Origin of the sequence: Klebsiella sp. K5-204, from assembly GCF_030128585.1 — a bacterium.
Lineage (GTDB): Bacteria > Pseudomonadota > Gammaproteobacteria > Enterobacterales > Enterobacteriaceae > Klebsiella > Klebsiella quasipneumoniae.
In genome coordinates this window covers 45,860-71,468 of the sequence record NZ_JAKUZS010000008.1, presented here as the reverse complement: position 1 = coordinate 71,468, position 25,609 = coordinate 45,860, and the positions used below count along the sequence as shown (strand labels likewise).

At 56.3% G+C, this 25,609-nt stretch carries 21 protein-coding genes and 1 pseudogene; 8 read left to right on the top strand and 14 right to left on the bottom strand.

Annotated elements, in window-relative coordinates:
• Window position 1 precedes the first annotated feature (1 nt).
• Window positions 2–763: an inositol monophosphatase gene (locus tag MKR05_RS20620; protein WP_044525136.1), complete on the top strand. Its 762-nt coding sequence runs from the start codon at window positions 2–4 to the stop codon at window positions 761–763.
• A 27-nt stretch (window positions 764–790) separates the two neighbouring features.
• Here MKR05_RS20620 and iraM read toward each other — a convergent pair whose 3' ends face one another.
• Both iraM and bamA read right to left on the bottom strand, forming a co-directional pair.
• Window positions 791–1,144, bottom strand: coding sequence for an anti-adapter protein IraM (iraM, locus tag MKR05_RS20615; RefSeq protein WP_023291644.1), 354 nt, complete (start codon window positions 1,142–1,144; stop codon window positions 791–793).
• Between the two features lie 552 nt (window positions 1,145–1,696).
• Window positions 1,697–4,120, bottom strand: a complete 2,424-nt coding sequence (bamA, locus tag MKR05_RS20610; RefSeq protein WP_044525135.1) for an outer membrane protein assembly factor BamA — start codon at window positions 4,118–4,120, stop codon at window positions 1,697–1,699.
• A 624-nt stretch (window positions 4,121–4,744) separates the two neighbouring features.
• Here bamA and MKR05_RS20605 point away from each other — a divergent pair.
• Window positions 4,745–6,505 carry a tannase/feruloyl esterase family alpha/beta hydrolase gene (locus MKR05_RS20605; RefSeq protein WP_248569206.1) on the top strand — a complete coding sequence of 587 codons (1,761 nt, stop codon included), beginning with the start codon at window positions 4,745–4,747 and terminating at the stop codon, window positions 6,503–6,505.
• Between the two features lie 33 nt (window positions 6,506–6,538).
• Window positions 6,539–6,907, top strand: a complete 369-nt coding sequence (locus tag MKR05_RS20600) for a helix-turn-helix transcriptional regulator (protein ID WP_048296437.1) — start codon at window positions 6,539–6,541, stop codon at window positions 6,905–6,907.
• 265 nt (window positions 6,908–7,172) lie between these two features.
• Here MKR05_RS20600 and MKR05_RS20595 read toward each other — a convergent pair whose 3' ends face one another.
• Entirely contained in the window at window positions 7,173–9,431 is a 2,259-nt protein-coding gene (locus tag MKR05_RS20595) for a TonB-dependent siderophore receptor (protein ID WP_048296436.1), read from the bottom strand.
• Between the two features lie 588 nt (window positions 9,432–10,019).
• On the opposite strand from MKR05_RS20595, the gene MKR05_RS20590 reads away from it, so the two are divergent.
• Entirely contained in the window at window positions 10,020–11,657 is a 1,638-nt protein-coding gene (locus tag MKR05_RS20590; RefSeq protein ID WP_048296435.1) for a lytic transglycosylase F, read from the top strand.
• A gap of 71 nt (window positions 11,658–11,728) precedes the next feature.
• Here MKR05_RS20590 and ssb1 read toward each other — a convergent pair whose 3' ends face one another.
• A complete protein-coding gene (ssb1, locus tag MKR05_RS20585) occupies window positions 11,729–12,253 on the bottom strand; it encodes a single-stranded DNA-binding protein SSB1 (protein WP_004151744.1) in 525 nt (174 codons plus the stop codon).
• A gap of 254 nt (window positions 12,254–12,507) precedes the next feature.
• Between ssb1 and uvrA the strand changes: the two genes are divergently transcribed.
• On the top strand, window positions 12,508–15,333 hold the full coding sequence (gene uvrA / locus MKR05_RS20580) for an excinuclease ABC subunit UvrA (protein WP_023291635.1): 2,826 nt from the start codon (window positions 12,508–12,510) through the stop codon (window positions 15,331–15,333).
• Here the strand turns inward: uvrA and MKR05_RS20575 are convergent, their stop codons facing one another.
• The 6 genes from MKR05_RS20575 to dnaB all read right to left on the bottom strand — a co-directional run bounded on the left by MKR05_RS20575 (window position 15,334) and on the right by dnaB (window position 21,044).
• Complete coding sequence (locus tag MKR05_RS20575) at window positions 15,334–15,690, bottom strand: MmcQ/YjbR family DNA-binding protein (RefSeq protein ID WP_023291634.1); 357 nt, start codon at window positions 15,688–15,690, stop codon at window positions 15,334–15,336. It lies immediately after the preceding gene.
• Window positions 15,691–15,693: 3 nt separating this feature from the next.
• Window positions 15,694–16,110, bottom strand: coding sequence for a secondary thiamine-phosphate synthase enzyme YjbQ (locus tag MKR05_RS20570; protein ID WP_048296434.1), 417 nt, complete (start codon window positions 16,108–16,110; stop codon window positions 15,694–15,696).
• 131 nt (window positions 16,111–16,241) lie between these two features.
• The gene (gene aphA, locus MKR05_RS20565; RefSeq protein ID WP_004151745.1) at window positions 16,242–16,955 is read right to left on the bottom strand and encodes an acid phosphatase AphA; all 714 of its coding nucleotides are present in this window, start codon (window positions 16,953–16,955) and stop codon (window positions 16,242–16,244) included.
• A gap of 191 nt (window positions 16,956–17,146) precedes the next feature.
• On the bottom strand, window positions 17,147–18,340 hold the full coding sequence (gene tyrB, locus MKR05_RS20560; protein WP_048296433.1) for an aromatic amino acid transaminase: 1,194 nt from the start codon (window positions 18,338–18,340) through the stop codon (window positions 17,147–17,149).
• 177 nt (window positions 18,341–18,517) lie between these two features.
• A complete protein-coding gene (gene alr, locus MKR05_RS20555; RefSeq protein ID WP_047718370.1) occupies window positions 18,518–19,597 on the bottom strand; it encodes an alanine racemase in 1,080 nt (359 codons plus the stop codon).
• 31 nt (window positions 19,598–19,628) lie between these two features.
• Window positions 19,629–21,044 carry a replicative DNA helicase gene (gene dnaB / locus MKR05_RS20550; RefSeq protein WP_002884942.1) on the bottom strand — a complete coding sequence of 472 codons (1,416 nt, stop codon included), beginning with the start codon at window positions 21,042–21,044 and terminating at the stop codon, window positions 19,629–19,631.
• Between the two features lie 169 nt (window positions 21,045–21,213).
• Between dnaB and MKR05_RS20545 the strand changes: the two genes are divergently transcribed.
• Complete coding sequence (locus MKR05_RS20545) at window positions 21,214–22,197, top strand: quinone oxidoreductase (protein ID WP_048296432.1); 984 nt, start codon at window positions 21,214–21,216, stop codon at window positions 22,195–22,197.
• Between the two features lie 182 nt (window positions 22,198–22,379).
• On the opposite strand, the gene pspG is transcribed toward MKR05_RS20545, so the two are convergent.
• The 3 genes from pspG to MKR05_RS20530 all read right to left on the bottom strand — a co-directional run bounded on the left by pspG (window position 22,380) and on the right by MKR05_RS20530 (window position 24,350).
• Window positions 22,380–22,622, bottom strand: coding sequence for an envelope stress response protein PspG (gene pspG / locus MKR05_RS20540; RefSeq protein WP_004206297.1), 243 nt, complete (start codon window positions 22,620–22,622; stop codon window positions 22,380–22,382).
• Between the two features lie 140 nt (window positions 22,623–22,762).
• On the bottom strand, window positions 22,763–23,761 hold the full coding sequence (gene dusA / locus MKR05_RS20535) for a tRNA dihydrouridine(20/20a) synthase DusA (RefSeq protein WP_072199093.1): 999 nt from the start codon (window positions 23,759–23,761) through the stop codon (window positions 22,763–22,765).
• 100 nt (window positions 23,762–23,861) lie between these two features.
• Complete coding sequence (locus MKR05_RS20530) at window positions 23,862–24,350, bottom strand: cupin domain-containing protein (protein WP_023291628.1); 489 nt, start codon at window positions 24,348–24,350, stop codon at window positions 23,862–23,864.
• A gap of 248 nt (window positions 24,351–24,598) precedes the next feature.
• Here MKR05_RS20530 and zur point away from each other — a divergent pair, with 248 nt between their 5' ends.
• Window positions 24,599–25,114 carry a zinc uptake transcriptional repressor Zur gene (gene zur / locus MKR05_RS20525; protein ID WP_023291627.1) on the top strand — a complete coding sequence of 172 codons (516 nt, stop codon included), beginning with the start codon at window positions 24,599–24,601 and terminating at the stop codon, window positions 25,112–25,114.
• Window positions 25,115–25,209: 95 nt separating this feature from the next.
• Here the strand turns inward: zur and MKR05_RS20520 are convergent, their stop codons facing one another.
• On the bottom strand, window positions 25,210–25,419 hold the full coding sequence (locus tag MKR05_RS20520) for a CsbD family protein (RefSeq protein ID WP_023291626.1): 210 nt from the start codon (window positions 25,417–25,419) through the stop codon (window positions 25,210–25,212).
• 65 nt (window positions 25,420–25,484) lie between these two features.
• Here MKR05_RS20520 and MKR05_RS20515 point away from each other — a divergent pair.
• Window positions 25,485–25,596: pseudogene (locus tag MKR05_RS20515) on the top strand (hypothetical protein); the annotation flags it as partial.
• Window positions 25,597–25,609 lie beyond the last annotated feature (13 nt).

Sequence of the window (25,609 nt, the reverse complement as noted above, 5' to 3'; positions counted from 1 at the left end):
TATGACGGAAGCACAACGAGAGTCATTATGCGCCTTAATTCGCCAGGCTGGCGCCCACGCCCAGGCGCTACGCGATGCGGGATTACAGGTCGATAAAAAATCGCGCCAGGATTTTGTGTCGCAGGCGGATCTCGCGGTAGAACAAGAGATTAAAGGCTGGCTGCAGGCCCATTTTCCCCAGGAGGGTTTCCTCGGCGAGGAGAGCGGTTTCGCCGGCGATGCACAGACCGTCTGGGTGCTCGACCCTGTCGATGGCACCACCAACTTTATCCTCGGTATGGATTACTGGTGTATCTCGCTGGCGCGAGTGTGCCAGGGTGAGCTGACGCTTGGCATTATCTACGCCCCCGATCGCGATGAGTTTTTCTTCGCTGGTCGCGGCGAAGGCGCGTATCTCAACGGCCAGCGCCTGACGCTACGCGAACCGGATCCGGATGCGGTGGTAGTGGGTATGGGCCGCTCCAGCCGCGCCCCGGCCAGCGACTACGCCTGGGCCATCACCACCCTGCTCGACGCCGGCCTGGAATATCGCCGCTTCGGCGCGGGCGCCCTGATGCTGGCGCATGTCGCCGCCGGCCAGCTCCATGCCTATTATGAAGCGCATATGAACAGCTGGGACGCGCTGGCAGGCATGCTGTTGATTGAGGAGGCGGGCGGAACGTGCAATGCGTTTCTCGCCAATGAGGGGCTGCGGCGAGGTAACCGCGTGCTGGCCGGCTGCGCAGGCGTCCAGCCACGACTGGCCGCCCTGCTGGAGAAATGACGCTACACCGCCCCCGGCGTGGCCTGACTAACGCCAGGTTTCGCTGCGGGGAATATTATTCGGGCAGCGCTTAATCGCGCAAAAGGACTGGTAAAAACAGGAGTCAGACCGCTCGCCGCCGGCATGGTACGGGCACGATGGCCGCTCGCGTAATATTTCCCACTGCGCCTCGTCGTACACCGCAATATTGTAGATTTTTAATGAATGATACTGGTCATTAATTAAAACTCTTGAGGAATAGAGCTTCATTGTCTCGCCGGGCAGCAGGATCACATCGGCCTCGTACCACATAATAAATTTTAAGAAACGCAGGCTGGATATCGCCGAAAAGGCGATGCCGGATTGCGGGCAGATCAGAGTATTAAGAATAGTCCATTTCATATTCCTTCCTTATATAAATGCTACAAATTGTTACCGTATATAGTGATAGCATTCATTAATATAAACTGCAAGCATCCCTGACAATTATGTGACTTAAGACAATTCCTAACAACATACTCCATTATTAGTAACGTTTACTTTTCGTCGAGAGATTAATGATTAGACCCTATAAAAAAAGAAACAAATCAACCTAAAAAAAGAAAATACAATAAAAAATAAGATTAAATAAAAATAATTGACAATATGTATTAGTCCCTTTGGATGAGCCTTCATCCATTCGTATCAGACGATGTGGCGCTGAGCGTCGCCAAAGCTTCCGCCGGCAGAGAGGACGACGGCAGCCAGCTATTTATTGCGCGGTTGCCTCGGCGTACGACAACAGACCCGCGCAGCCATCAGGCCGCGCTCGGGTAAATGTCTTTGGTATACCGCCATAGCGAATAACTTCGCGATAATATCGCCATGGCGATTGATCTTATTTAGCTCAATCCGTATGTCGGGGTACCGTCTACAGAATATTGCCACGCCGGTCTAATAAGCCCCGCTGGGGCCTTACCAGGTTTTGCCGATATTAAACTGAAACTGCTCTGCTTTATCGCCATCATACTTTTTAAATGGCTCTGCCCATGAGAAGACCAGTGGACCGAGAGGAGACATCCACTGCACGGCAATCCCAGCGGAGAGACGAATATGACTCGGATCGCCGTAGTCAGGGATCCCTGCCGCCTGCGTCTGCGCGGTGTTTTGCCAGGAGGTGCTCCAGACCGTCCCCGCATCAACAAACAGCGAGGTTCGCAGACTATCGGCATATTTGTCATTCACAAAGGGGGTTGGAATGATAAATTCGCTGTTCAGCACCGCCATGGCATTCCCGCCGACCGCATCAGATGAGGAGTCCAGCGGGCAGGCGCTATAGCTGCTTTCGCTGCCGTTACAACGGTAATAGGCCGCTTTAGGCCCGATGGTGTTAGATGAGAAGCCGCGCACTGTCGACGAACCGCCAGCATAAAAGTTATCGTAGAACGGCACACTTTTGCCGTCTAACCCGCCGGCATAGCCTGCGCGCAGGCGTTCCATCCAGATCCAGCGCTTATTCTCGTTCAGTGGCAGATACTGGGCAGTGTCAAAGGAGAGTTTGTAATAACTGTTATCCGAGCCGGGGAGGGTCAGTTTTCCGCTAAGGCTGCTTTTGTTTCCCGCTCGCGGGAAAAAGCCGCGGTCGAGGTCGTTGTAACCCCATCCAATACTCACAAAATAATCGTTGGCGCTATATTTCGCGCCGCTGTCGCCATCTTTCGTCACCACGCTGGGCTCGATTCCGCGAGAACTGAGGTAGCGCCAGGTCGACAGCTCCGGATCCATATTAGTCAGCCGATTATGAACATAATCCAGTCCCAGGTTCAGGGAGTTATTTTCGCTAATTGGAAACCCCAGCGTACTGCCTAAGCCGTAGCTCTGCTGGTTATAGCTCCCGGCGTCCGCATCGGAAGCATCATAGCTGTTATAAAAAATCTTTCCGCCCAGGCTAATGCCATCGACGGTAAACCACGGATTCGTCGCCCCCAGTTCAAGATAAGACTGATAGCTGTTGCGCGTCCCGTTGAAGCTAACGCTGTTGCCCGTTCCCAGCCAGTTATCCTGAGTCACGCCAAGCTGATAGCTCACGCCGCTGTCCGTTCCAAATCCCAGGCCCACGTTAAATGAGCCGGTGTTGCGCTCCTTCACCTTGTAGACCACATCGACCTGATCCGCCGTCCCACTAACCGGAACGATCTGCTGTTCAACGTTCTCAAAAAAACCCGTTCGGTCAAGACGTACTTTCCCTTGCTCGACTTTTTCGTTGTTGAGCCACGCCCCTTCCATTTGACGCATTTCACGACGCAGCACCGCGTCCCGGGAGGTGTCGTTACCGGAAAAGCGGATCTGGCGTACCGAGTAGCGGCGACCCGCGTCGACCTGAATATGCAGCGTCATACGGTGATGCGCATCATCGATTTCCGGCGTGGTCGTCACTTGCGGCCAGGCATAACCATACTTGCCGAAACGCTTTTTGATCTCATTTTCAATCGTGGTGACTTGCGCCCCGCTATACCATGCCCCCGCCAGCGGCTGGGCAAGGGCCTCGATCTCCGGTCCATGCTGCGCCAGGTCGCCTGTCACCTGAGTTCGGTCGACCCGATAACGTTCGCCTTCATTGAGGGTGATGGTGATATACAGGGATTTTTTATCTGGCGTCATACTGACCTGCGTGGACTGGATAGCAAAGCGCGCATAGCCGCGATCGAGATAAAAACTGCGCAGCGTTTCCAGATCGGCTTCCAGCTTCTGTTTCTGGTATTTTTTATCCGCTACCACGTTCCACCACGGCACATTATCGCGTAGCTGAAGCTGGTCCAGGAGCGTCTCTTCTCGAAACGCCTGATTACCGATAATGTTTATTTGTGCGATTTTCGCCGATACGCCTTCCTGAAAGACGAACGTTAAGTCAACGCGATTACGCGGTAACGGGGTCACCACAGCGTGAACCTGCGCACTGTATTTCCCCGCGCTGTAATAGAAATCCTGCAACCCCTTTTCTATTTCGCTGAGCGAATTTCTATCCAGTGCGCTACCTGCAAAAATACCTGTCGCGGTGAGATTCTCCGTTAACGCATCATCCTTCACCGACTTATTCCCGGAAAAGCTGATGCTGGCAATAGTGGGCCTCTCCTTAACCTGCACCACCAGCGTTTTCCCATCGCGCAGGATCTGCACATTCTCGAAATTGCCGCTCGCATACAGCGCGCGCACCGCCTCGCTGACTTCCTCTGGCGTCACCGTTTCTCCCGCGTGCAACGGCATACTTAATAGCGCCGCCCCGACGGTCACGCGCTGCAGCCCTTCAAAACGAATATCATCAACTTGATATGATGTTGCGGCGTACAACGTTAAAGGGGTAATCAATAATCCGCTGATGATATGAGTCTTTTTTAACATGAATGTGTCGTCTACGAGATAATGAGCAATAGCAGTTATCTGCTGGCGTTGAGCTTATTTGTTCAGGTTGCGTATCTAAGATATGCGACAGAATTAACCTGAGCGAGGCGCAGAATTACATGCAATTATGGCGACAAAATGGAGAAAAAAAGGATGTTAAATCATCTTTAAAAATATATTTAATGATGGAACTTTCCCTGAACTCCGTGGTTCTAATGGCCAACACCAGAGCTATATTTAGATTTGCCTGAACGGTTTTTATTGAAAAAGCCCCCTTTCTTGCTAATGGAAAGGGGGAAGGATCTCGTTAGGAATGTTGTTCTCTGGAATCACCAGGAACGGGCACAATCATATTCTTAAAGCCAGCAGATATAATGAAGAGAAATTGAATAAATTATGCAATCGACATCACAACATTCTTTCATGTATTTACCGCCAGATGACAATGGCGAAAATCTCCATATTTTCCTCAAAATAGCAGAATACAGTAGGGACGCCTTATCAAGGCATCAAGGAAAGTCTATCGTTATCTACAATAGCCAAGCAGTGGCGCCTCGCCAGGGAAGGTGAGGCATAGGATTCACCATCCTGCCGCCTCCCATCATCAATCACAGGGAATTGCGTATGTCACGCTTACTTAAAACGATCTTACCCATCATTATCTGCACCCTCTTTGGGTTACCGTTCGCTTCGCCGGCGCAGGCTGCCTCCAGTCTGCAGATTGTTCTCCCCGCGCTGACATGCGATACGCTGAGCGCTACCGACTTCAGCGCCGCCGTTGGCGCAAAGGTCACTATCAACCACACTGAAATGCAAACCTCCGCGCAGGGAAGCTGGTGCAAGGTGAGCGCCACTATCGCCCCCCAGATTGGCGTGCAGATTGCCCTGCCGACCCAGCGCTGGAGTCAACGTTTCTTGCAGGTCGGCTGCGGCGGACTGTGCGGGAGCATTAACCTGAGTCTGTCGAATGCCAGCGGCTGCCTGCCGGCAATGAACGGCGAGTTCGTGGTGGCAGCAACCGATATGGGGCACCATGGCAGTATGATGGATGCTTCATGGGCCGAGGATCCGCAAAAGCGCATCGATTTTGCCTGGCGCGCCAACCACCTGACCGCAGTGCTGACCAAAGCGGTGATTCAGATGCTTTACCGCCAGCCGCCAAAATACGCGTACTTTATGGGCTGCTCAGACGGCGGTCGCGAAGCATTGATGGAAGCACAGCGCTTTCCGCAGGATTTTGACGGTATCAGCGCTGGCGCGCCTGCGGCCTTTTTCCAGTTTCAGAATTCCTTCTTCCACGGCTGGAATGTGGCCGCCAATCAGCGTCCGGACGGTACCGCTATCTTATTGAAAGTTCGCTTACCTTTGATTCACCAGGCCATACTGGCTCACTGCCCGACGCTTTCCGGCGTGCAGGACGGCATCCTGCAAAACCCCTATGCCTGTCAGTTCTCTGAGACTTGGCTCCCCCGCTGTCGTGCCAACGCTCAGGACCGTTCCGCCTGCCTGACACAGGAAGAGATTGAGGTAGTGAAAAAGCTCTACCGCGGCGCTTACGACAGCCACGGCGCCCAGTTCGTCGCTGGCGGTCTTCCGCTGGGCTCCGAGCTACGCTGGCCGGTGCCGGAGACGCCGACCAGCCACTCAATGTCGGAAATGATGGTACTACCGGCTCTGCAATCCGTGCTCCTGCCGGGAGGAAAACAGAAGATCCAATCGATGCGGGATTTCCCACTTAATCAGCAGAATTTTGACGCCGTCGCTCAACTGGCACCGCTCTATAACGCGGCAAATACCAATCTTCATGCCTATCAACAGCGCGGCGGCAAGCTTATCCTGTGGCACGGTCTGGCCGATGACTCCGTCAGCCCAGCCTTTTCTATCGCCTATTACCGCGGCGTAGAAGCAGAGATGGGCCATGCCGCAACGGATACCTTCCTGCGGTTATTCCTGCTGCCTGGGGTAGCACATTGCGGTAATGGCGAAGGTTACGATCAAATTGATCTCCTTACCCCGCTGATGCGCTGGACCGAGGAAGGCATCGCGCCGCAAGAGCTTATGGCCGGAAAACGGGCGCCAGTCGCCGCCAGGCTGCCGCCGATGACAGAAAAACCAGATGCGCAAACGCAGTTTCACGGCGTGCAGAAAATCAGTCAGCCTTACGCTGACGCCACTCCAGCCGTTATCGCAACGCGTCCGGTGTATCCCTTCCCAGCTATTGCCCGTTATAACGGGAGCGGCGACGTGAATGACGGCGAAAATTATCATGCAGAGCAATCAACCGCGTTTGGTCATCTGCAGGTGGCAAAACCCGCCAGCGACTATATTGGCCCTGATAACCAAAAAAATTATCAGGTTCGCCGCGGCGAGCTCACCGTTCAATAAACCCGGGGCTCCTCATTGAGGAGCCATTCGTTTTTGGGATTGGCCTCAATCATGCGTAGCAAAACGCTCCAGCAATCGGTACTAAACGACCTGATCCTTTGGATCGATAATAATCTGGATAAGAAACTAACCGTCGACGATCTGAGCGATATCTCTGGTTATTCTCCCTGGCATCTATTTCGGCTCTTCCGTTATTATTTTGATCGTTCGCCGATGGAATATATCCGTCAACAGCGTATGTCGCTCTGTCGCCGTTTATTGCTGACGACGCCTGGTTACCGTATTGTCGATATTTGTATTATGGTTGGTTATGACGATCTCAGTGCGTTTAATCGTACCTTCAAAAAATATCATGCGCTCACACCCACCCAATATCGTCACCGGGTCACGCGACAAAAATAAGGAAGGTCCCCCTCCTCCGCATCGCTGCGGTTGGGAATGGAAGGGGGACAGGGGGGTATTGCAGAAGGGAAATAGCAGGATGCTATTATCGAGCCCGGTCGGGATCAACGACCTTGCGCGACGGAAATCAGTATAAAAGGATATTTTGAGCTAATAATGTAGAGGGCGTGAAGATTTTGTCACCATTTATAACCGCTTCCACCACTTTTATCTGAAATAAAAAAACCGGGCCGCGCTGCACCCGGTTTCATTCTCATCAGCACCATTAGAAATGGGTATTTACGCTCATAAAGAAGGTTCGCCCCGACTCGTTATAGGTCTCAGCACCCGCACCATAAAGGTAAGCCCCCGTCGTCGCGTTTCCAGTCGTTTGCGCATTCCCTGCCCGATAATGGCGGATATCAAACAGGTTATCTATCCCACTGGTGAAGCTCAGATTTTTGTTCACATCCCAGGTCGCGCTGAGGCCGACAATGCTGTATGGGCTGACTTCGTTTAGTTCGCTGCCGCTGACCGCCTCGCCCTTATAATTAAAGCGTTTTGGTTTCTGACGGCCATACCAGGTAAAGGTGCTCTGCAGAGAGAGATCTTCACGAACCTGCCAGCTCAAAGTCGAGTTCAGGGTAAACTGCGGGATCACTGACAGCCGGTCGCCTGTCGTCTTATTCTTGCTCTGCAGCATCCATGTCAGGTTATTGCTCCAGTTAACCGTCTCCCCCACTGGAAGATTCAGCGTTCCTTCCAGGCCTTCCACTAACGCTTTTGGTACGTTTTCCCACTGATAGATATTGGTGGTACCGTTGCTGGCAGTGCCCACCGCCGCATACCCTGACTCAATCTTGTTGTGATAGTCGTTACGGAACCAGGTAATTCCCGCCTGATAGCCATCATGCTTGTACTCAATACCGATCTCTTTATTGACGCTGGTCTCCGCTTTCAGGTCGCTATTTCCCATCAGATAGCAGGCGGAACTACTGGCGTAACAGCCTTGACCGTTGCTGTAGAGAATATAGTTCGGGTTCAACTGGTAGAGGTTAGGCGCCTTGTAAGCGCGGGCAATGCCCAGCTTCAGCGTCCAGTCATCCGTCAGTTCCTGGGAAAGATTCAGCGACGGGCTCCAGTTATTACCGACGATGCTGTGGTGATCGAAGCGCAGAGCGGGCGTCAGCATGGTGCTGTCCGTTAGCGCCATATTATCTTCGGTAAACAGCGAGAAAATCTCAGCGCTGGAGTACGGGCTACGATCGGTAGCCGATACACCGTCGATCGCCCCGTAAGAGAGCGCCTGAGTTGTCGACACACCGTCTTTCATCCGCTGCTGGTTCCATTCGGTGCCCAGCGTCAGATTCTGATCGACCCCCAGCGTAAACGGAATATTCACTTCGCTATGTAGCAGAACATCGGCCAGATCGATATCTGAAAACTCGCTACTGGAGAAGATCCCTTCCGTCCCCCCCGCCAGCCCTTCATTCATTCGCGAGTTGCGGGTGTGTTCGTACTGGGCATAGCTGTTGCTGGTCACGCCATTATCCCAGCCGCCGGTCCATGTCACGCCATAAGTTTGCCGGTAGAGACGGTTAGTCTCTTTCCCGTACATACTCTTCACCAGCGTACTGGTATTGGTGTTTTGTGTGTCGCCGGCATAGAGGTTGCCCTGTCGGCTGTAGCCGGCCTCAAACTCCAGGGCCTGCATCGGGGCGAATTCCCAGCGCAGCTTACTGTGAATATCTTTGTTCACTACCCCTTCACGTCCGGCTGGATAAGAGCCCGCGTAGGAACCGGTACGCTCAGCTTCATGCCCGGCGTTAATGTCCTGAGCATCGGCCTGGGTTTTACTCAGATTACCCCAGAGATTGAAGCTAACACTGTCTGACAGCGGACCATTGAGGCTAAAGTTGGTACGTTTCGTCGACCCTTCTTTACGGTGCTGCGGAGCATTGATATAGGTATTCCACGACCCATGCCATTCAGGCGTGGTCGGTTTGGTTACGATGTTGACGACCCCGCCCATCGCGCCATTACCATAGCGCGCCGCCGCCGGGCCGCGGATCACATCGATATGATCGATCATCTCTGCCGGCACCCAGTTGGTATCGCCACGGGAATCACGATCGCCGCGCCAGCCATATCGTACCGAGTTACGGCTGGTGACCGGTTTTCCATCGACCAGCACCAGCGTATTCTCTGGCCCCATGCCACGGATATCAATTTGCCGGTTGTTGCCGCGCTGACCGCTAGTGGAGTTACCGGTCAGGTTGACCCCGGGTTGCGTGCGAATTAACTCCGACACATCGCGGGCGGGGGGATGTTTGCGAATCTCCTCTGCGGTAATGGTCGACACGCCCGGCGCCTGCAGGTTCTGCCTGGCAGCGGTCACCACCATCGTTTCCTCCTGGTTTTCGGCCGTTGGGGTGCTCTCGTCACGAGTCGATTGTTCAGTAATATTCTCTGCCGCCTGCAGCTGCACGCTACAGGCGAGCAAAGGAATGACGATCCCCAGCGGGAAGTGAGACGTGTATTTCATAGAATATGCCCTGTTTTCTGTTGCTGTCGGGCATAACGCCTTCCCCAATTGAAAAAACAAGGGGATAAAATACTCGCCTCAGCGCCTCGCCAGATTTTGGCGTAGGTCAGCCCCTTCCCGATAGTCATGGGAATAAGAAAACAGCATGAGGCATAATAAAATTAAGTGCCCTGTTTCATCATTAGAGAAAAAGCGCTTCGCGCTATTCTTTGATAGCGTAATCCAGACAGCGAATAATAAGAGTAATGTGCTGTGCTACGGTAATAAAAATGAGATTCATTATCAAGGTGATAATAATCAATATCGGATAAAAATAAAATAAACACTAATAATCAAAAGGTTAATACAAAACAGATGAGGAAGCATAAAATAAAAAAATTATCATTACTTTCTATTTATCATTAAAAAAACACATTTCCGCCATATTATCTCCATAGTTAAAGTAAAGATAAAAGCACATTAATAGTAAGCGATAAAATGGGAGAAAATGATTTGTCAGCATCGTTATGTTTTTTACGCCCTTGTCGTGCCCGGCTAACGGCGGCCGTTCTGCTAAAATAAACACATCCCCCTGCGGAGTGTTCCTCCATGAACGCCAACTTGCTATCACGCCTGTTTATCGCCTGGCTCACCTGCCTCGCGACGCTGTTATTCGCCCCTATCCTGCTTGCGGCGGAGGCGGAAAAAGCGCCGCCGGTGGCAACCGAAGACAACACGCTGTCGATCCGTATCGACGACATGCTGCAGCCGTGGAAAGGCGATCTGCCTGGCATGCTTGATCGGCGCACCATCCGGGTATTAACCACCTACAGCAAAACCTTCTTTTTTATTGATAAGGGAACCCAACGCGGAGCGACGCACGACATTTTCATGGCGCTGGAAAACGATCTGAATAAACAGCTGGCGAAAGATAAAAAGCTGAAACAGCGCCACCTGAAGCTACATATCGTTTTCGTGCCGGTCAGCCGGGATAATCTCTTCACCGCGCTCAATGAAGGTAAAGGGGATATCGTCGCCGCCAACCTGACCATCACTCCGTCGCGGGAAGCCCAGGCCGCTTTCGCTCAGCCGCTCTACAGCGGCGTCAAAGAGTTGCTGATCTCCGGCCCGGCGTCGCCAAAGGTCGACAGCCTGGAGCAGCTCTCCGGTCAAACGGTCTTTGTTCGTCGCTCCTCCAGCTATTACGACAGTCTGCAAGCGCTGAACGCCCGATTTGCCAGTGAGTCAAGACCGCCGGTTACCCTGGAAGCGGCGCCGGAAGCGCTGGAGGATGAAGATCTGCTGGAAATGCTCAACGCCGGGCTGGTGCCGTTGATCGTCGTCGATCAGCATAAAGCTGTTTTCTGGAAACAGGTGTTTCCGAAAATCCAGGTCCATGACAACGTGGTGCTGCGTGACGGCGGCAACATTGCGTGGGCGGTACGCCAGGACAGTCCGCAGCTGCTGGCGCTGCTGAACAACTTCGTGAAAAAGAATCGTCAGGGCACCACGCTGGGTAATACTCTCCTGCTGCGTTACCTGAAAAACGCTAAATATGTCAAAAATGCCGCAGCGAGTCAGGAACGGCGCAAGTTCCTCGCCATGGTGGACGTCTTCCGTAAATATGGCGATCGCTACGATGTCGACTGGCTGCTGATGGCGGCCCAGGGATACCAGGAGTCGCGGCTGAACCAGTCGGTTCGAAGCCACGTCGGCGCCGTCGGGGTGATGCAGGTGATGCCCAGCACCGGAAGAGAGCTGAAGGTGGGCGATATTAAACAGCTGGATCCCAACATTCATGCTGGCGTGAAATATATGCGCTGGATGATAGATCGATACTATGCTGATGAGCCCATGACCCGGCTGGATAAAGCGCTATTTACCTTTGCTTCCTACAACGCCGGTCCAGCGCGTATCGCCCGCCTGCGCACCATGACCAAACAGCGCGGGTTTGATCCAAACGTCTGGTTCGGTAATGTCGAAAATCTGGCGGCAGAAAAAATCGGCGCGGAAACGGTGACCTACGTCAGCAATATCTATAAGTATTACATCGCCTATCGGCTGATCGTCGATGACATGGCCCGCAAACAGAAAGCGACGGCCGCGCCGCGGCAAAGGCCAGCGACACAGCCCGCCGCACCGCAGCCAGGCGTGGCGACGCCCGCAACCGCTCAGGTGCCCGCGGCCTGGAGCGCTCGCGATCCGCGATCAGTGGTCAAAACGACTCCTGAGGCGGTGGTGGAATAATCATAAAAAAAGACCCGGCGAAACCGGGGCTTTCTGTTTTAACTACGCGAATATTGCGTCTAAGGCAAGCCTTAGAACGGGATATCGTCGTCGAAGTCCATCGGCGGTTCGTTGGAAGGCGCTGCCGGAGCCTGCTGCTGCGGACGGGACTGCGCGCCGCCGCTGAACTGGTTGCCGCCCTGCGGCTGCTGAGGCTGACCCCAACCGCCCTGCTGCTGGCCGCCGCCTGCCGGTGCGCCGCCGCCCTGACGGCCGCCCAGCATCTGCATGGTGCCGCCAACGTTCACCACCACTTCAGTGGTGTATTTGTCCTGACCGGATTGATCGGTCCACTTGCGGGTACGCAGCTGGCCTTCAATGTACACCTGAGAGCCTTTACGCAGGTACTCACCAGCGACTTCCGCCAGTTTGCCGAACAGCACAACGCGGTGCCATTCAGTCTGCTCTTTCATTTCGCCGGTCTGCTTGTCACGCCAGGATTCGGAAGTTGCCAGCGTGAAGTTGGCGACTGCGCCGCCACTTGGCATGTAGCGTACTTCCGGGTCCTGCCCCAGATTACCGACGAGAATCACCTTGTTTACGCCTCTGCTGGCCATGATCGAATCTCCTGAATAATACGTTTTGTATAAGTGTAAACCGGGAATTCTAACACCACAAAGGGACAATTTGATAGCTGCTAAGCCAATTCCAGAAAACATGCCGCCGCTATGCAAATTTTCACACGCTTCCCGCAGCGCCATTCCAATACTGTATATCCAGACAGGTTAAATTGTGTCATAATTAGCCGTTTCTGCCGTTTGTCCTTCAAGCAAACCAGGCAATCCGTGTATCTACCTACCGGGAAAGGTGAATGGATAAGATCGAAGTTCGGGGCGCCCGCACCCATAATCTCAAAAACATCAACCTCGTTATCCCGCGCGACAAACTCATTGTCGTCACCGGGCTTTCCGGGTCTGGCAAATCTTCACTGGCTTTCGACACCCTGTATGCCGAAGGCCAGCGTCGCTACGTCGAATCGCTCTCCGCCTATGCGCGACAGTTCCTGTCGCTGATGGAGAAGCCGGACGTCGACCATATCGAAGGGCTGTCGCCGGCGATTTCCATCGAACAGAAATCAACCTCTCACAACCCCCGCTCGACGGTGGGTACTATTACCGAAATTCACGACTACCTGCGTCTGCTGTACGCCCGCGTCGGCGAGCCGCGCTGTCCGGACCACGACGTGCCGCTGGCGGCGCAGACCGTCAGCCAGATGGTCGATAACGTCCTCGCCCAGCCGGAAGGCCTGCGTCTGATGCTGCTGGCGCCCATTATTAAAGAGCGTAAAGGCGAGCACACCAAAACCCTGGAAAACCTCGCCAGCCAGGGCTATATCCGCGCACGGATCGACGGCGAAGTCTGCGATCTCTCGGATCCGCCGAAGCTGGAGCTGCAGAAGAAACACACCATCGAGGTGGTAATTGACCGCTTCAAGGTCCGCGACGATCTGGCGCAACGTCTGGCCGAGTCGTTCGAAACCGCGCTGGAGCTATCCGGCGGTACCGCCATCGTGGCCAATATGGATGATGAGAAAGCGGAAGAACTGCTGTTTTCCGCCAACTTCGCCTGCCCGATCTGCGGCTACAGCATGCGCGAGCTGGAGCCGCGCCTGTTCTCCTTCAACAACCCGGCGGGCGCCTGCCCGACCTGCGACGGCCTCGGCGTGCAGCAATATTTCGACCCCGATCGCGTGGTGCAAAATCCGGAGCTGTCGCTGGCGGGCGGCGCCATCCGCGGCTGGGATCGGCGTAACTTCTACTACTTCCAGATGCTGAAGTCGCTGGCGGAGCACTACAAGTTCGACGTCGAAGCGCCGTGGGGCACTCTCAGCGCCAGCGTGCAGAAAGTGGTCCTGTACGGTTCCGGTAAAGAGAATATTGAATTCAAATACATGAACGACCGCGGCGACACCTCGGTACGCCGCCATCCGTTCGAAGGCGTGCTGCATAACATGGAGCGCCGCTACAAAGAGACGGAATCCAGCGCGGTGCGCGAAGAGCTGGCGAAGTTCATCAGCAATCGCCCGTGCGCCAGCTGCGACGGTACGCGTCTGCGCCGCGAGGCGCGCCACGTGTTTGTGGAAAACACCCCGCTGCCGACCATTTCCGATATGAGCATCGGCCACGCGATGGACTTCTTCAACAATCTGAAACTCTCCGGCCAGCGGGCGAAAATCGCCGAAAAAGTGCTGAAAGAGATTGGCGATCGCCTGAAGTTCCTCGTCAACGTCGGCCTCAACTACCTGACGCTCTCCCGTTCGGCGGAAACGCTCTCCGGCGGCGAGGCCCAGCGTATCCGCCTGGCGAGCCAGATTGGCGCTGGACTGGTTGGCGTGATGTACGTCCTGGATGAGCCCTCCATCGGCCTGCACCAGCGCGATAACGAGCGCCTGCTCGGGACCCTGATTCACCTGCGTAATTTGGGCAACACGGTGATCGTCGTTGAGCATGACGAAGACGCCATTCGCGCCGCCGACCATGTGATCGATATCGGCCCTGGGGCCGGGGTCCACGGCGGCCAGGTGGTGGCGGAAGGGCCGCTGGAGGCCATTATGGCCGTCCCGGAATCCCTGACCGGCCAGTTCATGAGCGGCAAGCGCAAAATTGAAGTGCCGAAGCAGCGCGTGCCCGCCGATCCGGAGAAAGTCCTCAAACTGACCGGCGCGCGCGGCAACAACCTGAAAGACGTGACGCTGACTCTGCCGGTGGGCCTGTTTACCTGCATCACCGGCGTCTCCGGCTCGGGTAAATCAACGCTGATCAACGATACCCTGTTCCCGATTGCCCAGCGTCAGCTTAACGGGGCGACCATCGCCGAACCGGCGCCGTATCGCGATATTCAGGGGCTGGAGCACTTCGATAAAGTCATCGATATCGACCAGAGCCCGATCGGCCGTACGCCGCGCTCCAATCCCGCGACCTATACCGGGGTGTTTACGCCGGTGCGCGAGCTCTTCGCCGGGGTGCCGGAATCACGTTCCCGCGGCTATACGCCGGGTCGTTTCAGTTTTAACGTCCGCGGCGGTCGCTGCGAAGCCTGCCAGGGCGACGGAGTGATCAAGGTCGAAATGCACTTCCTGCCGGATATCTACGTACCGTGCGACCAGTGCAAAGGTAAGCGCTATAACCGCGAAACGCTGGAGATTAAGTACAAAGGCAAAACCATCCACGAAGTGCTGGATATGACCATTGAAGAAGCGCGCGAGTTCTTTGATGCCGTACCGGCGCTGGCGCGTAAGCTGCAAACCCTGATGGATGTCGGCCTGACCTATATCCGTCTCGGCCAGTCGGCGACGACGCTGTCCGGCGGCGAGGCGCAGCGCGTGAAGCTGGCGCGCGAGCTGTCCAAGCGCGGTACCGGCCAGACGCTGTATATCCTCGATGAGCCAACCACCGGTCTGCACTTCGCCGATATCCAGCAGCTGCTGGAAGTGTTGCACCAGCTGCGCGATCAGGGCAATACCATCGTGGTGATTGAGCACAACCTCGACGTGATAAAAACTGCCGACTGGATTGTCGATCTCGGCCCGGAAGGCGGCAGCGGCGGCGGCGAAATTCTGGTTTCCGGTACGCCGGAAACCGTCGCTGAGTGCGAAGCCTCGCACACCGCGCGCTTCCTGAAGCCGATGCTGAAATAATTAGCGGGAAAGCTGCTGCCGGACCGGCTCCGGCAGCATTTTCACCGCCTGCTGGTAAGACGCATCGACCAGGTAGTAGATTTGCGAATCCGGCAGCGAGCCATCCAGAAAGACGGTGCTCCAGTGCGCTTTATTGAGATGCTTGCTGGGCCGGACGTCGCGATGCTGCTGCCGCAGGAGCTCCGCCAGCTCCGGACTCGCCTTCAACGCAACCGCCGGCCGCTGGTCTTCGACCTCCTTCACCATGGCAAACAGCACGTCCGAGACCTTAATCTGCGTGGCTTTCCAGTCGCTGTGGACGCTCTGCTCTGCTCCCGGCTTCGCCATGCAGTACTGCAATAACTCCGAAATTGTCATCTTTTATTCCCCCATGAGCGTCGCAACGATGTGCCGCGAACCGCCGTGTATCCGATGCTCCCCCAGCCAGATGCCCTGCCAGGTCCCCAGCCTGACGCGTCCGTCCTCGACCGGCAGCATCAGCGACACGCCAAGCATCGATGATTTGATGTGCGACGGCATATCGTCAGGGCCTTCATAATCATGTTCGTACGGCGCATTGTCCGGCACGGCGTTGAGAAAATACTGCTCCATGTCATACCGGACGGTGGGATCGCAGTTTTCGTTGAGCGTCAGGGAAGCGGAAGTATGCTGGAGCAGGAGGTGTAGCAGGCCGACCTTCATCCCGGACAGCCCGCGGATCTGGCCGAGGATTTCGTCGGTGACCAGATGAAAACCACGGGATTTGGGCCCAAGCGTCAGGGTTTGCTGATACCACATCATCGACTCCTTTTTGCGAATGAATCCCTCTAAGTGTGCAGCAATACGTGAAAAGGTAAAACCTTCCACCCCGGATTTTGCATAAAAAAACGGCAGCGTCACCGCTGCCGTTTATCCCGTTCAGGCGCCCATCAGTATTCGGAATTGACGATCACTTCTTCGCCCAGCGCGCCGGCCATCGGCAGCGGCTTGTAGGAGGAGTTGGCGGCGCGCAGCACGCGGATCCCGCGGGCGCCCGCCTCGCGGGCAGCGGTAATGTCGTTATCCGAGTCGCCATAGAAAACCTTTATCTGCTTCGCCTGCAGCCACTGGGTCTTGGTGTTCTGACCCGGCTTATCGCCAGCGAAAATCACCGGGTTCATATTGGCGGCCGGGATGAGGAAATCATCCTGCAGGGTTTTAGAAACGGTTTCTGTTTTGGTCTGGCTGCGGCCGGTGACGAACCAGATGCTGTCGCCACGCTTCACATGCATGGCAATCAGCTGGCGCGCCACCTCTTTTGGCATGCTGAATTCGTCCCAGCCGTTGTTCATTTTTTCCCAGAACTGCGGGTTTTTCAGGTAATCCTCACTGCCGGGGGAGAAGGTTTTTTGCCCGCGCCAGAAACCGGGACTGGAGAAGAGGACGGTGTCATCGATATCAAAACCGACGGCCATCGGCGGGCGCCCCAGCAGGCTGTTCTCAATTTGCGCCACCGAAACCCAGTGGATCGGCGCCTGCTCGGCCAGCTGGGCCACGTTGGTACCGACCCACAGCGGCTGCGGCGTGGAGGCGCGCGCCACGACGGCGCTGTTCAGCGTGAACAGGAGAGAGGCCGCCGCAAGGGCGAGAGTAAGTTTGCGCATATTTATCCCTAAATCGATCAATCATTATTGTTTTCAATAATGTGCATGCTTAGTAACGTCCCGACCTTACCCGCAGGCGACAGGGATGAAAAGCCTTTTTCGCGCTGATGTCATAGAAAAAGAGGATGATCACAATCAGAGGGGGTTGCCCCTGCCCGTTGACCGGCAGAGACAACCTGCTGGAGAGCGGCTTACATTACCGCGGCAAAGGCTTTCGCTACCTGCTGAACATTACGTGAGTTTAACCCCGCCACGCACATACGTCCGCTGGCAATCAGGTAGACGCCAAACTCGTCGCGCAGGCGATCCACCTGCGCCGCGCTGAAGCCGGTGTAGCTGAACATCCCGCGCTGCTTGAGCAGATAATCCACTTTGCTGCCCGGAGCAACCTGCTGCAGCGCGTCGACCAGCGCCTGACGCATGGTCAGGATATGCGCGCGCATGGCGTCCACTTCCGCCTGCCAGGTGGCTTTCAGCCCGGCATCGTTCAGCACCGTCGCCACCACCTGCGCGCCAAAGCTCGGCGGGCTGGAGTAGTTGCGGCGCACGGTGGCCTTCAGCTGGCCCAGCACGCGGCCTGCGGTTTCACTGTCTTCACAGACCACCGACAGGCCGCCGACGCGCTCCCCGTACAGGGAGAAAATTTTGGAGAAAGAGTTGCTGACCAGCATCGGCATCCCGGCGCTGGCGATGGCGCGAATGGCGTAGGCATCCTCTTCCAGCCCTGCGCCAAAGCCCTGGTAGGCAATGTCGAGGAACGGGATCAGCTGACGCGCTTTCAGGATCTCCACCACACGATCCCACTGTTCCGGCGTCAGGTCGGCGCCGGTCGGGTTGTGGCAGCAGGGGTGCAGCAGCACAATGTCGCGCGCCGGCAGCGTTTGCAGCGTCGCCAGCAGCGCTTCAAAGCGCACGCCGTTGGTGGCTTTATCAAACCAGGGGTAAGTACTTACTTCGAAGCCAGCCCCTTCAAATATGGCGATGTGGTTTTCCCAGGTCGGGTCACTGACCCAGACATGAGACTCAGGAAAGTAGCGTTTGAGGAAGTCGGCCCCGACCTTCAGCGCGCCCGAACCGCCGACCGTCTGAATGGAGGCGATGCGGTTTTGCTTAAGCGCGGTATGCTCTGCGCCAAACAGCAGCGGGGCAATCGCCTGGCGGTAGCCGCTCAGCCCTTCCATCGGCAGATACAGCGAGGCGCCGTGCGGCTCGGCGTTCAGGCGCGCTTCCGCTTCCGCCACCGCCTGCAGCTGCGGGATAATGCCGTCATCGTTGTAATACAGCCCGATACTCAGGTTGACTTTGTCGCTTCGCGGGTCTTCTTTGAAGCGTTCCATCAGAGAAAGAATTGGGTCGCCGGCGTAGGCGTCAACTTTTTGAAACACGCGATGTATCTCCAGGTTTACATAGGGCAGGTTCTTACACAATAAACCGGATATGACGGCAGGTCGAGAGGATGTTGAGGGGAAAGTGACTGCGCAGCGGTATAAACCGCTTTTTTGTCCGCGGCTATACCGATTGCGTACCGGACCAGCGTCTGAGCTATCCGGTACGAACGAGGCTCAGTCGAGGTATTTCATGGCTACGCGGGAGGTCAGTCGCGTAATAAGTTCGTAAGCGCTCACTTTCGTTATCTCGGCGATGCGCTCTACCGGGAGTCCCTCTCCCCACAGCACCACCGCGTCGCCGGCTTTATCCTCGGCCTGCGGGCCGAGGTCAACACAGATCATATCCATCGCCACCCGGCCGACAATCGGCACTTCGCGGCCATTGACCAGCACTGGGGTGCCCGACGGCGCGGCGCGCGGATAACCGTCGCCATAGCCCATCGCGACCACGCCGAGCCGAGTGTCGCGTTCGCTGATCCAGGTGCCGCCGTAGCCGACGGGCTCCCCTGCTTTATGCTCGCGCACGGCAATCAGGCTGGACGTCAGGGTCATCACCGGCTGACAGCCAAAATCTTTCCCGGTGGAGCGATCGTCCAGCGGCGACACGCCATACAGGATAATGCCCGGACGCACCCAGTCATAATGCGACTGCGGCCACAGCAGGATGCCGCCCGAGGCGGCAATAGAGCGCCATCCCGGCTTGCCTTCGGTAAAGGTGGTGAAGATATCCAGCTGCCGTTCGGTGGCGCCGCAGGTCGGCTCATCGGCGCGGGCGAAGTGGCTCACCACGTTGACCGGCTGGCGGACGTTTTTGCACTGGCTCAAACGCTGATAAAACGCCTCAGCTTCCTCCGGGCGCACCCCTAAGCGATGCATACCGGTATCCAGTTTCATCCACACGGTCACCGGCTCGGGGAGGTCGGCTTGCTCCAGCGCCGCCAGCTGTTCGGGGCTATGCACCGCCGTATGCAGACGCTGAGCGGCGATCACCGCCAGGTCTTCCGCCGCAAAAAAGCCTTCCAGCAGGAGGATCGGCTGGGCGATCCCCCCCGCTCGCAGGCGCAGCGCCTCTTCCAGGCGGGCGACGCCAAAAGCGTCGGCGTCGGTCAGCGTTCGCGCGGTCTCAAGAAGACCGTGTCCGTAGGCGTTCGCTTTCACCACCGCAACCAGTTTGCTGGCAGGCGCCAGTTCACGCAGACGTTGCAGGTTGTGTCGCAGAGCGCGGCGGTTGATAACTACAGTTGCCGCTTGCATTTGAATTCCTTAATTAAAGAAGGAGGAAGGATTACTCATCATCATACTGGGGGCCAGCATAATTATCGAAACGCGACCACTGGCCGTTGAAGGTCAGTCGCACGGTGCCGATCGGGCCGTTACGTTGTTTACCAATGATAATTTCCGCGATGCCCTTCAGATCGCTGTTCTCGTGATAGACCTCATCACGGTAAATGAACATGATTAAGTCGGCATCCTGTTCGATAGAGCCGGACTCACGCAGGTCGGAGTTGACCGGGCGTTTATCGGCACGTTGCTCCAGCGAGCGGTTCAGCTGCGACAGCGCCACCACCGGCACCTGCAGCTCTTTGGCCAGCGCCTTCAGCGAGCGGGAGATTTCGGCGATCTCAAGGGTACGGTTGTCGGAGAGCGACGGCACGCGCATCAGCTGCAGGTAGTCGATCATAATCAGCCCGATACCGCCGTGCTCGCGAGCGATACGCCGCGCGCGGGAACGCACTTCCGTCGGCGTCAGGCCGGAGGAGTCATCGATATAGATGTTACGTTTTTCCAGCAGAATGCCCATGGTGCCGGAGATCCGCGCCCAGTCCTCATCGTCCAGCTGACCGGTACGAATGCGGGTCTGATCGACGCGCGACAGCGAGGCCAGAGAACGCATCATGATCTGTTCCGAGGGCATCTCGAGACTGAAGATGAGTACCGGCTTGTCCTGCAGCATCGCTGCGTTTTCCACGAGGTTCATGGCGAAGGTCGTTTTACCCATCGACGGACGGGCGGCGACGATAATCAGATCCGACGGCTGCAGGCCGGCGGTCTTTTTGTTGAGGTCGTCGTAGCCGGTGTTGACCCCGGTAACGCCGTCGTGGGGCTGCTGGAACAGCTGTTCGATTCGGGCGACGGTGGCGTCGAGGACATCGGCGATGTTTTTCGGCCCTTCGTCTTTATTGGCCCGGCTTTCAGCGATTTTAAAGACGCGGGACTCGGCGAGGTCGAGCAGATCTTCGCTGGTTCGCCCCTGCGGGTCGAAGCCGGCCTCGGCGATTTCATTGGCCACCGAGATCATCTCGCGCACGACCGCGCGTTCGCGCACGATGTCGGCATAGGCGCTGATGTTTGCCGCGCTGGGAGTATTTTTGGACAGTTCAGCCAGATAGGCGAAGCCGCCCACGCTGTCCAGCTGTCCCTGACGCTCCAGCGACTCCGCAAGGGTGATGAGGTCAATCGGGCTGCCCGACTCCTGCAGGCGCGCCATCTCGGTAAAGATATGACGATGCGGACGGGTATAAAAGTCGTCGGCAACGACGCGTTCGGCGACGTCGTCCCAGCGCTCGTTATCCAGCATTAAACCGCCCAACACCGACTGCTCCGCTTCAATCGAGTGCGGCGGGACTTTCAGCCCGGCGAGCTGCGGATCGCGTTCGCGGGTTTCTGTCTGTGGTTTGTTGAAGGGTTTATTTCCTGCCATAGCCTAACGTTTCACCGATACGGAAAAGAGCGTGACAGTATAGCGAGAAAGCCATTGCCGCTAAAGAACCCATTCAGCGTGACTGGCCTGAGGCGGGTAAGAAAATCCGTCGCCGCCGCCGCAGGCTGTTAAGCTTACTGGATAATCTCAGAACAACACAGGAGCGAACATGGCAACACGCATCGAATTTTCAAAACACGGGGGGCCGGAGGTGCTTCAGGCGGTTGAATTCACGCCCCGCGATCCCGCTGAGCATGAAATTCAGGTCGAAAACAAAGCCATCGGTATCAATTATATCGACACCTATGTTCGTGGCGGCCTCTATCCGCCGCCCTCGCTGCCGAGCGGCCTCGGCACCGAAGCGGCCGGCGTCGTCAGTAAAGTTGGCCACGGGGTATCGCACATTAAGGCAGGCGATCGGGTGGTGTACGCCCAGTCGGCGCTCGGCGCCTACAGCACGGTGCACAATGTGCTGGCCGACAAAGCGGCGGTCCTCCCGGACGCCATCTCTTTCGAACAGGCCGCCGCGTCGTTCCTCAAGGGATTAACGGTCTGGTATCTGCTGCGTAAAACCTATGAAATTAAGCCTGATGAGATGTTCCTGTTTCACGCAGCCGCCGGCGGCGTGGGGCTGATAGCCTGTCAGTGGGCGAAAGCGCTGGGGGCGAAACTTATCGGCACCGTCGGCAGCGCGCAGAAGGCGCAGCGCGCCAAAGCGGCGGGCGCCTGGCAGGTGATTAACTATCGCGAAGAACCTATCGCGGAGCGGCTCAAAGCGCTCACCGACGGTAAGAAAGTCGCCGTGGTCTATGACTCGGTAGGGAAAGATACCTGGGAAGCCTCTCTGGACTGTCTGCAACGCCGCGGCCTGATGGTCAGCTTTGGCAACTCCTCCGGCCCGGTAACCGGCGTTAATCTGGGGATCCTGAACCAGAAAGGTTCTCTGTACGTCACCCGCCCATCGCTGCAGGGCTATATCACCAACCGGGAAGAGCTGGCGGAAGCCTGCAGTGAGCTGTTTTCGCTGATCGCCAGCGGCGTGATTAAAGTGGACGTGCCCGAAAGTCAGACCTATCCGCTGACCGAAGCGCGACGGGCGCATGAAGTTCTGGAGAGCCGGGTGACACAGGGGTCGAGTCTGCTGCTGCCGTAAGCGGACAAAGGGACAAAAGTTTAGGGCTTCCACCTGGGAAGCCCTTACTTTTTTTTTAGTTCGGCTGTATGTAGGGTACAGCGCGATGAATTCGTTAACGCGCTAATAGTGACAGATTTGCGCAGTAATGCCTACGCGGTTCTGTGCAAAATTGTTCAGGTTGTGACATACCCCTCAATACCTTAGTAACGCCAACGGTTATTGTCGCGAAAAGCGTTTCCGTCCGGGGTTTTCAGTGCCCGAATAACCCACACCACCACCACCGCCAACAGCAGCCACGGCAGCAATTTAATCATTAAAGCAAACAAACCGCCGACGAACATCAGCGCCGTAGCCACCACGATGGCGGCGATAATCCCCAACAGCGATACGCCGGTGACCAGCAGCATGACAAAAAATCCGATGACAAATAACAGTTCCAGCATGGCTCTCTCCCCACAGTCATTGATACGTCGCTCTGCAGGTTTTACAAAAAACATGCCAACAATAACCAACTGAATTTAAAAGAAAACGCCCCGCAATGGTGTGCGAGGCGTGGTCAATTTCACCAGGTTTTGGTGAGAAACTAACGCTTATCGGCCACCAGCTTCAGGGCCTGCTCCAGCACCGCAATGTCGGCGCCGGCTTTATGCGCATTCTCGCTCAGGTAGCGACGCCACTGGCGGGCGCCCGGGATACCCTGAAACAGTCCCAGCATATGACGGGTGATATGGCCCAGATAAGTACCCTTGCTGAGCTCGCGCTCAATATACGGGTACATGGCCCGCACGACGGCCACGGGATCGGCATCCGCGCCGGCGACGCCGAAAATCTCCCGGTCGACCGAAGCCAGAATGCCCGGATTCTGATAGGCCTCACGCCCGACCATCACCCCATCCATATGCTCAAGCTGTGCTCTGACTTCATCCAGCGATTTGATGCCGCCGTTAATCGCCATCGTCAGATGGGGGAAGTCGCGCTTCAGCTGCCAGACGCGGGGGTAATCCAGCGGCGGGATCTCGCGGTTCTCTTTCGGGCTCAGACCGGAGAGCCAGGCTTTGCGGGCGTGAATAATAAACATCTCACATTCGCCCTTGCCGGAGACCGTCTCAATGAAATCGCAAAGGAATTCATAGCTATCCTGGTCGTCGATGCCGATACGGGTCTTCACCGTGACCGGGATCGACACCACATCGCGCATCGCTTTGATACAGTCGGCCACCAGCTGGGCGTTCCCCATCAGACAGGCGCCAAACATCCCGTTCTGCACCCGATCGGAGGGGCAGCCGACGTTGAGATTGATCTCATCATAGCCGCGCGCCTCGGCCAGCTTCGCGCACTGCGCCAGGGCCTGCGGATCGCTGCCGCCGAGCTGCAGAGCAACCGGGTGTTCTTCTTCGCTATAGGCCAGATAGTCCCCTTTGCCGTGAATAATCGCCCCGGTGGTCACCATTTCGGTATACAGCAGCGTATGCCGCGACAGCAGCCGCAGGAAGTAGCGGCAATGCCGGTCAGTCCAGTCGAGCATCGGCGCGATGGAGAAGCGGTGAGCAGGAAAAACAGGTGACGTTGATTCAGGCATCATGGCGAATAAATAAGCATCCGGGTAAAAAGGGGCGCTACTATAGCATAAAGATAAACCACAGGCGCGTAGTGCGCCGCGCTTCGCCCCTTCCCGGTGTCGATTACTTTATCCGCGGTTTGCCGTCATGTGGGCCAAAGAACTGCGGCGGATGATCAACCCAGCGATCCTGGCGCGTCGCGGCATAGCCGGGATTGAGCGGGTAGTAAATTCGGTTGTACTTTTTGTTGGCCTCACCCACCACCAACAGACGAACCTCCTGCTCGGTGTTATTGAGAAAGGTGTGGCAAACGCCGGTGCCGGCGGGGAAACCCACGCTATCGCCCGGCTCCAGCTTCCAGAGATAGCCATTTATCCACACTTCCGGATAGCCCTCCAGCACATAGATGAACTCTTCCTCATCGCTCTCCGCGTGCGGGTAAGAGGTGCGCCGCCCGGGCGGCAGTCTCTCGTGGTGGATCCCCAGCCGGTTGAGGCGTAAACCGCGCCCCAGCGGCGCGCCAATGGAAAAACGCTCCGGGCTGTCGGGATAAGTGGCATCGTCGGGCCCTTCCAGTTCGCGCCAGTGGCGAATGCAATCAGGTCGTTTCATCGTTTTCTCCCGAAAATGAGACACTTCAGATATAGCATACCCTGGGTCAGGCGTGTTGCGATTAAATCGGGCATGACGGTTTTAGCGACCGGCTAAAGCGCAGCCTCCACGAGCGTCAGCGGCCAGCGCCAGGGAGTGGACTGGCGCCGACAATCTGAAGTATGACCCGCATCACCCGTCGGGTCTCGGCGTTTTCCGCGGAACGTGATAAAGTAACAGATTCAATTTCACGCAACCTGAGGATGCTCATGGATAAGTCCCCTTCGCAAGAGATGTTAGCGCATGCTGAAAAGCTGTGTGCGCAACGCGGCGTACGCCTGACCCCACAGCGTCTGGAAGTGTTGCGCCTGATGAGCCTGCAGCAAGGGGCAATCAGCGCCTACGACCTGCTGGATCTGCTGCGTGAGAAAGAGCCGCAGGCGAAGCCGCCGACGGTCTACCGCGCGCTGGAGTTTTTACTCGAGCAGGGTTTTGTCCACAAGGTGGAATCGACCAACAGCTATGTGCTGTGTCATCTCTTTGACCAGCCAACCCACAGCTCGGCCATGTTTATCTGCGACCGCTGCGGCGTGGTGAAGGAAGAGGCGGCTGAAGGGGTGGAAGATATCATGCACACGCTGGCGGCCAGAATGGGCTTCGCCCTGCGCCACAACGTGATTGAAGCTCATGGCCTTTGCGCGAGCTGCGTGGAAGTGGAAGCCTGCAGCACGCCGGGACACTGCCAGCACGATCATACGATTCAGCTCAAAAAGAAAGCCCGCTGAGCGGCAGCCGCAGCGGGAAAAAGGGTTAACGGCGCATCCCTGCGCCATTTAGACAGGCACTAACACAAATGCTTCATTCTTCGGATCACGGAACGCTACCAGCGATAGTCGTTCTTATGCTCCCAGTCTGAGACTTCTTTCTCAGCCTGATCTTTCTCATAGCCGTAACGCTCCTGAATTTTGCCGACCAGCTGGTCGCGCTTCCCTTCGATTACGGTCATATCGTCATCGGTAAGTTTGCCCCACTGTTCCTTGGCTTTACCTTTCAACTGTTTCCAGTTACCGCCGATTTCGTCTTTATTCATGATAACGTCCTCATCATTCGGTGGGTTTACAGCCCGTTTTGTGCCGGACATGGTATTAACTATAGATGAGAATGCTGGCTCCGATTCGTTATTCGGAATTTTTAACCATAGCCCTCATTGGAAACGCTGAAGGTGGTTTTCCCGGCACGCGCTACGCTCGGCCGGGCTACTGAGTCGCTCCGGCAAGCCT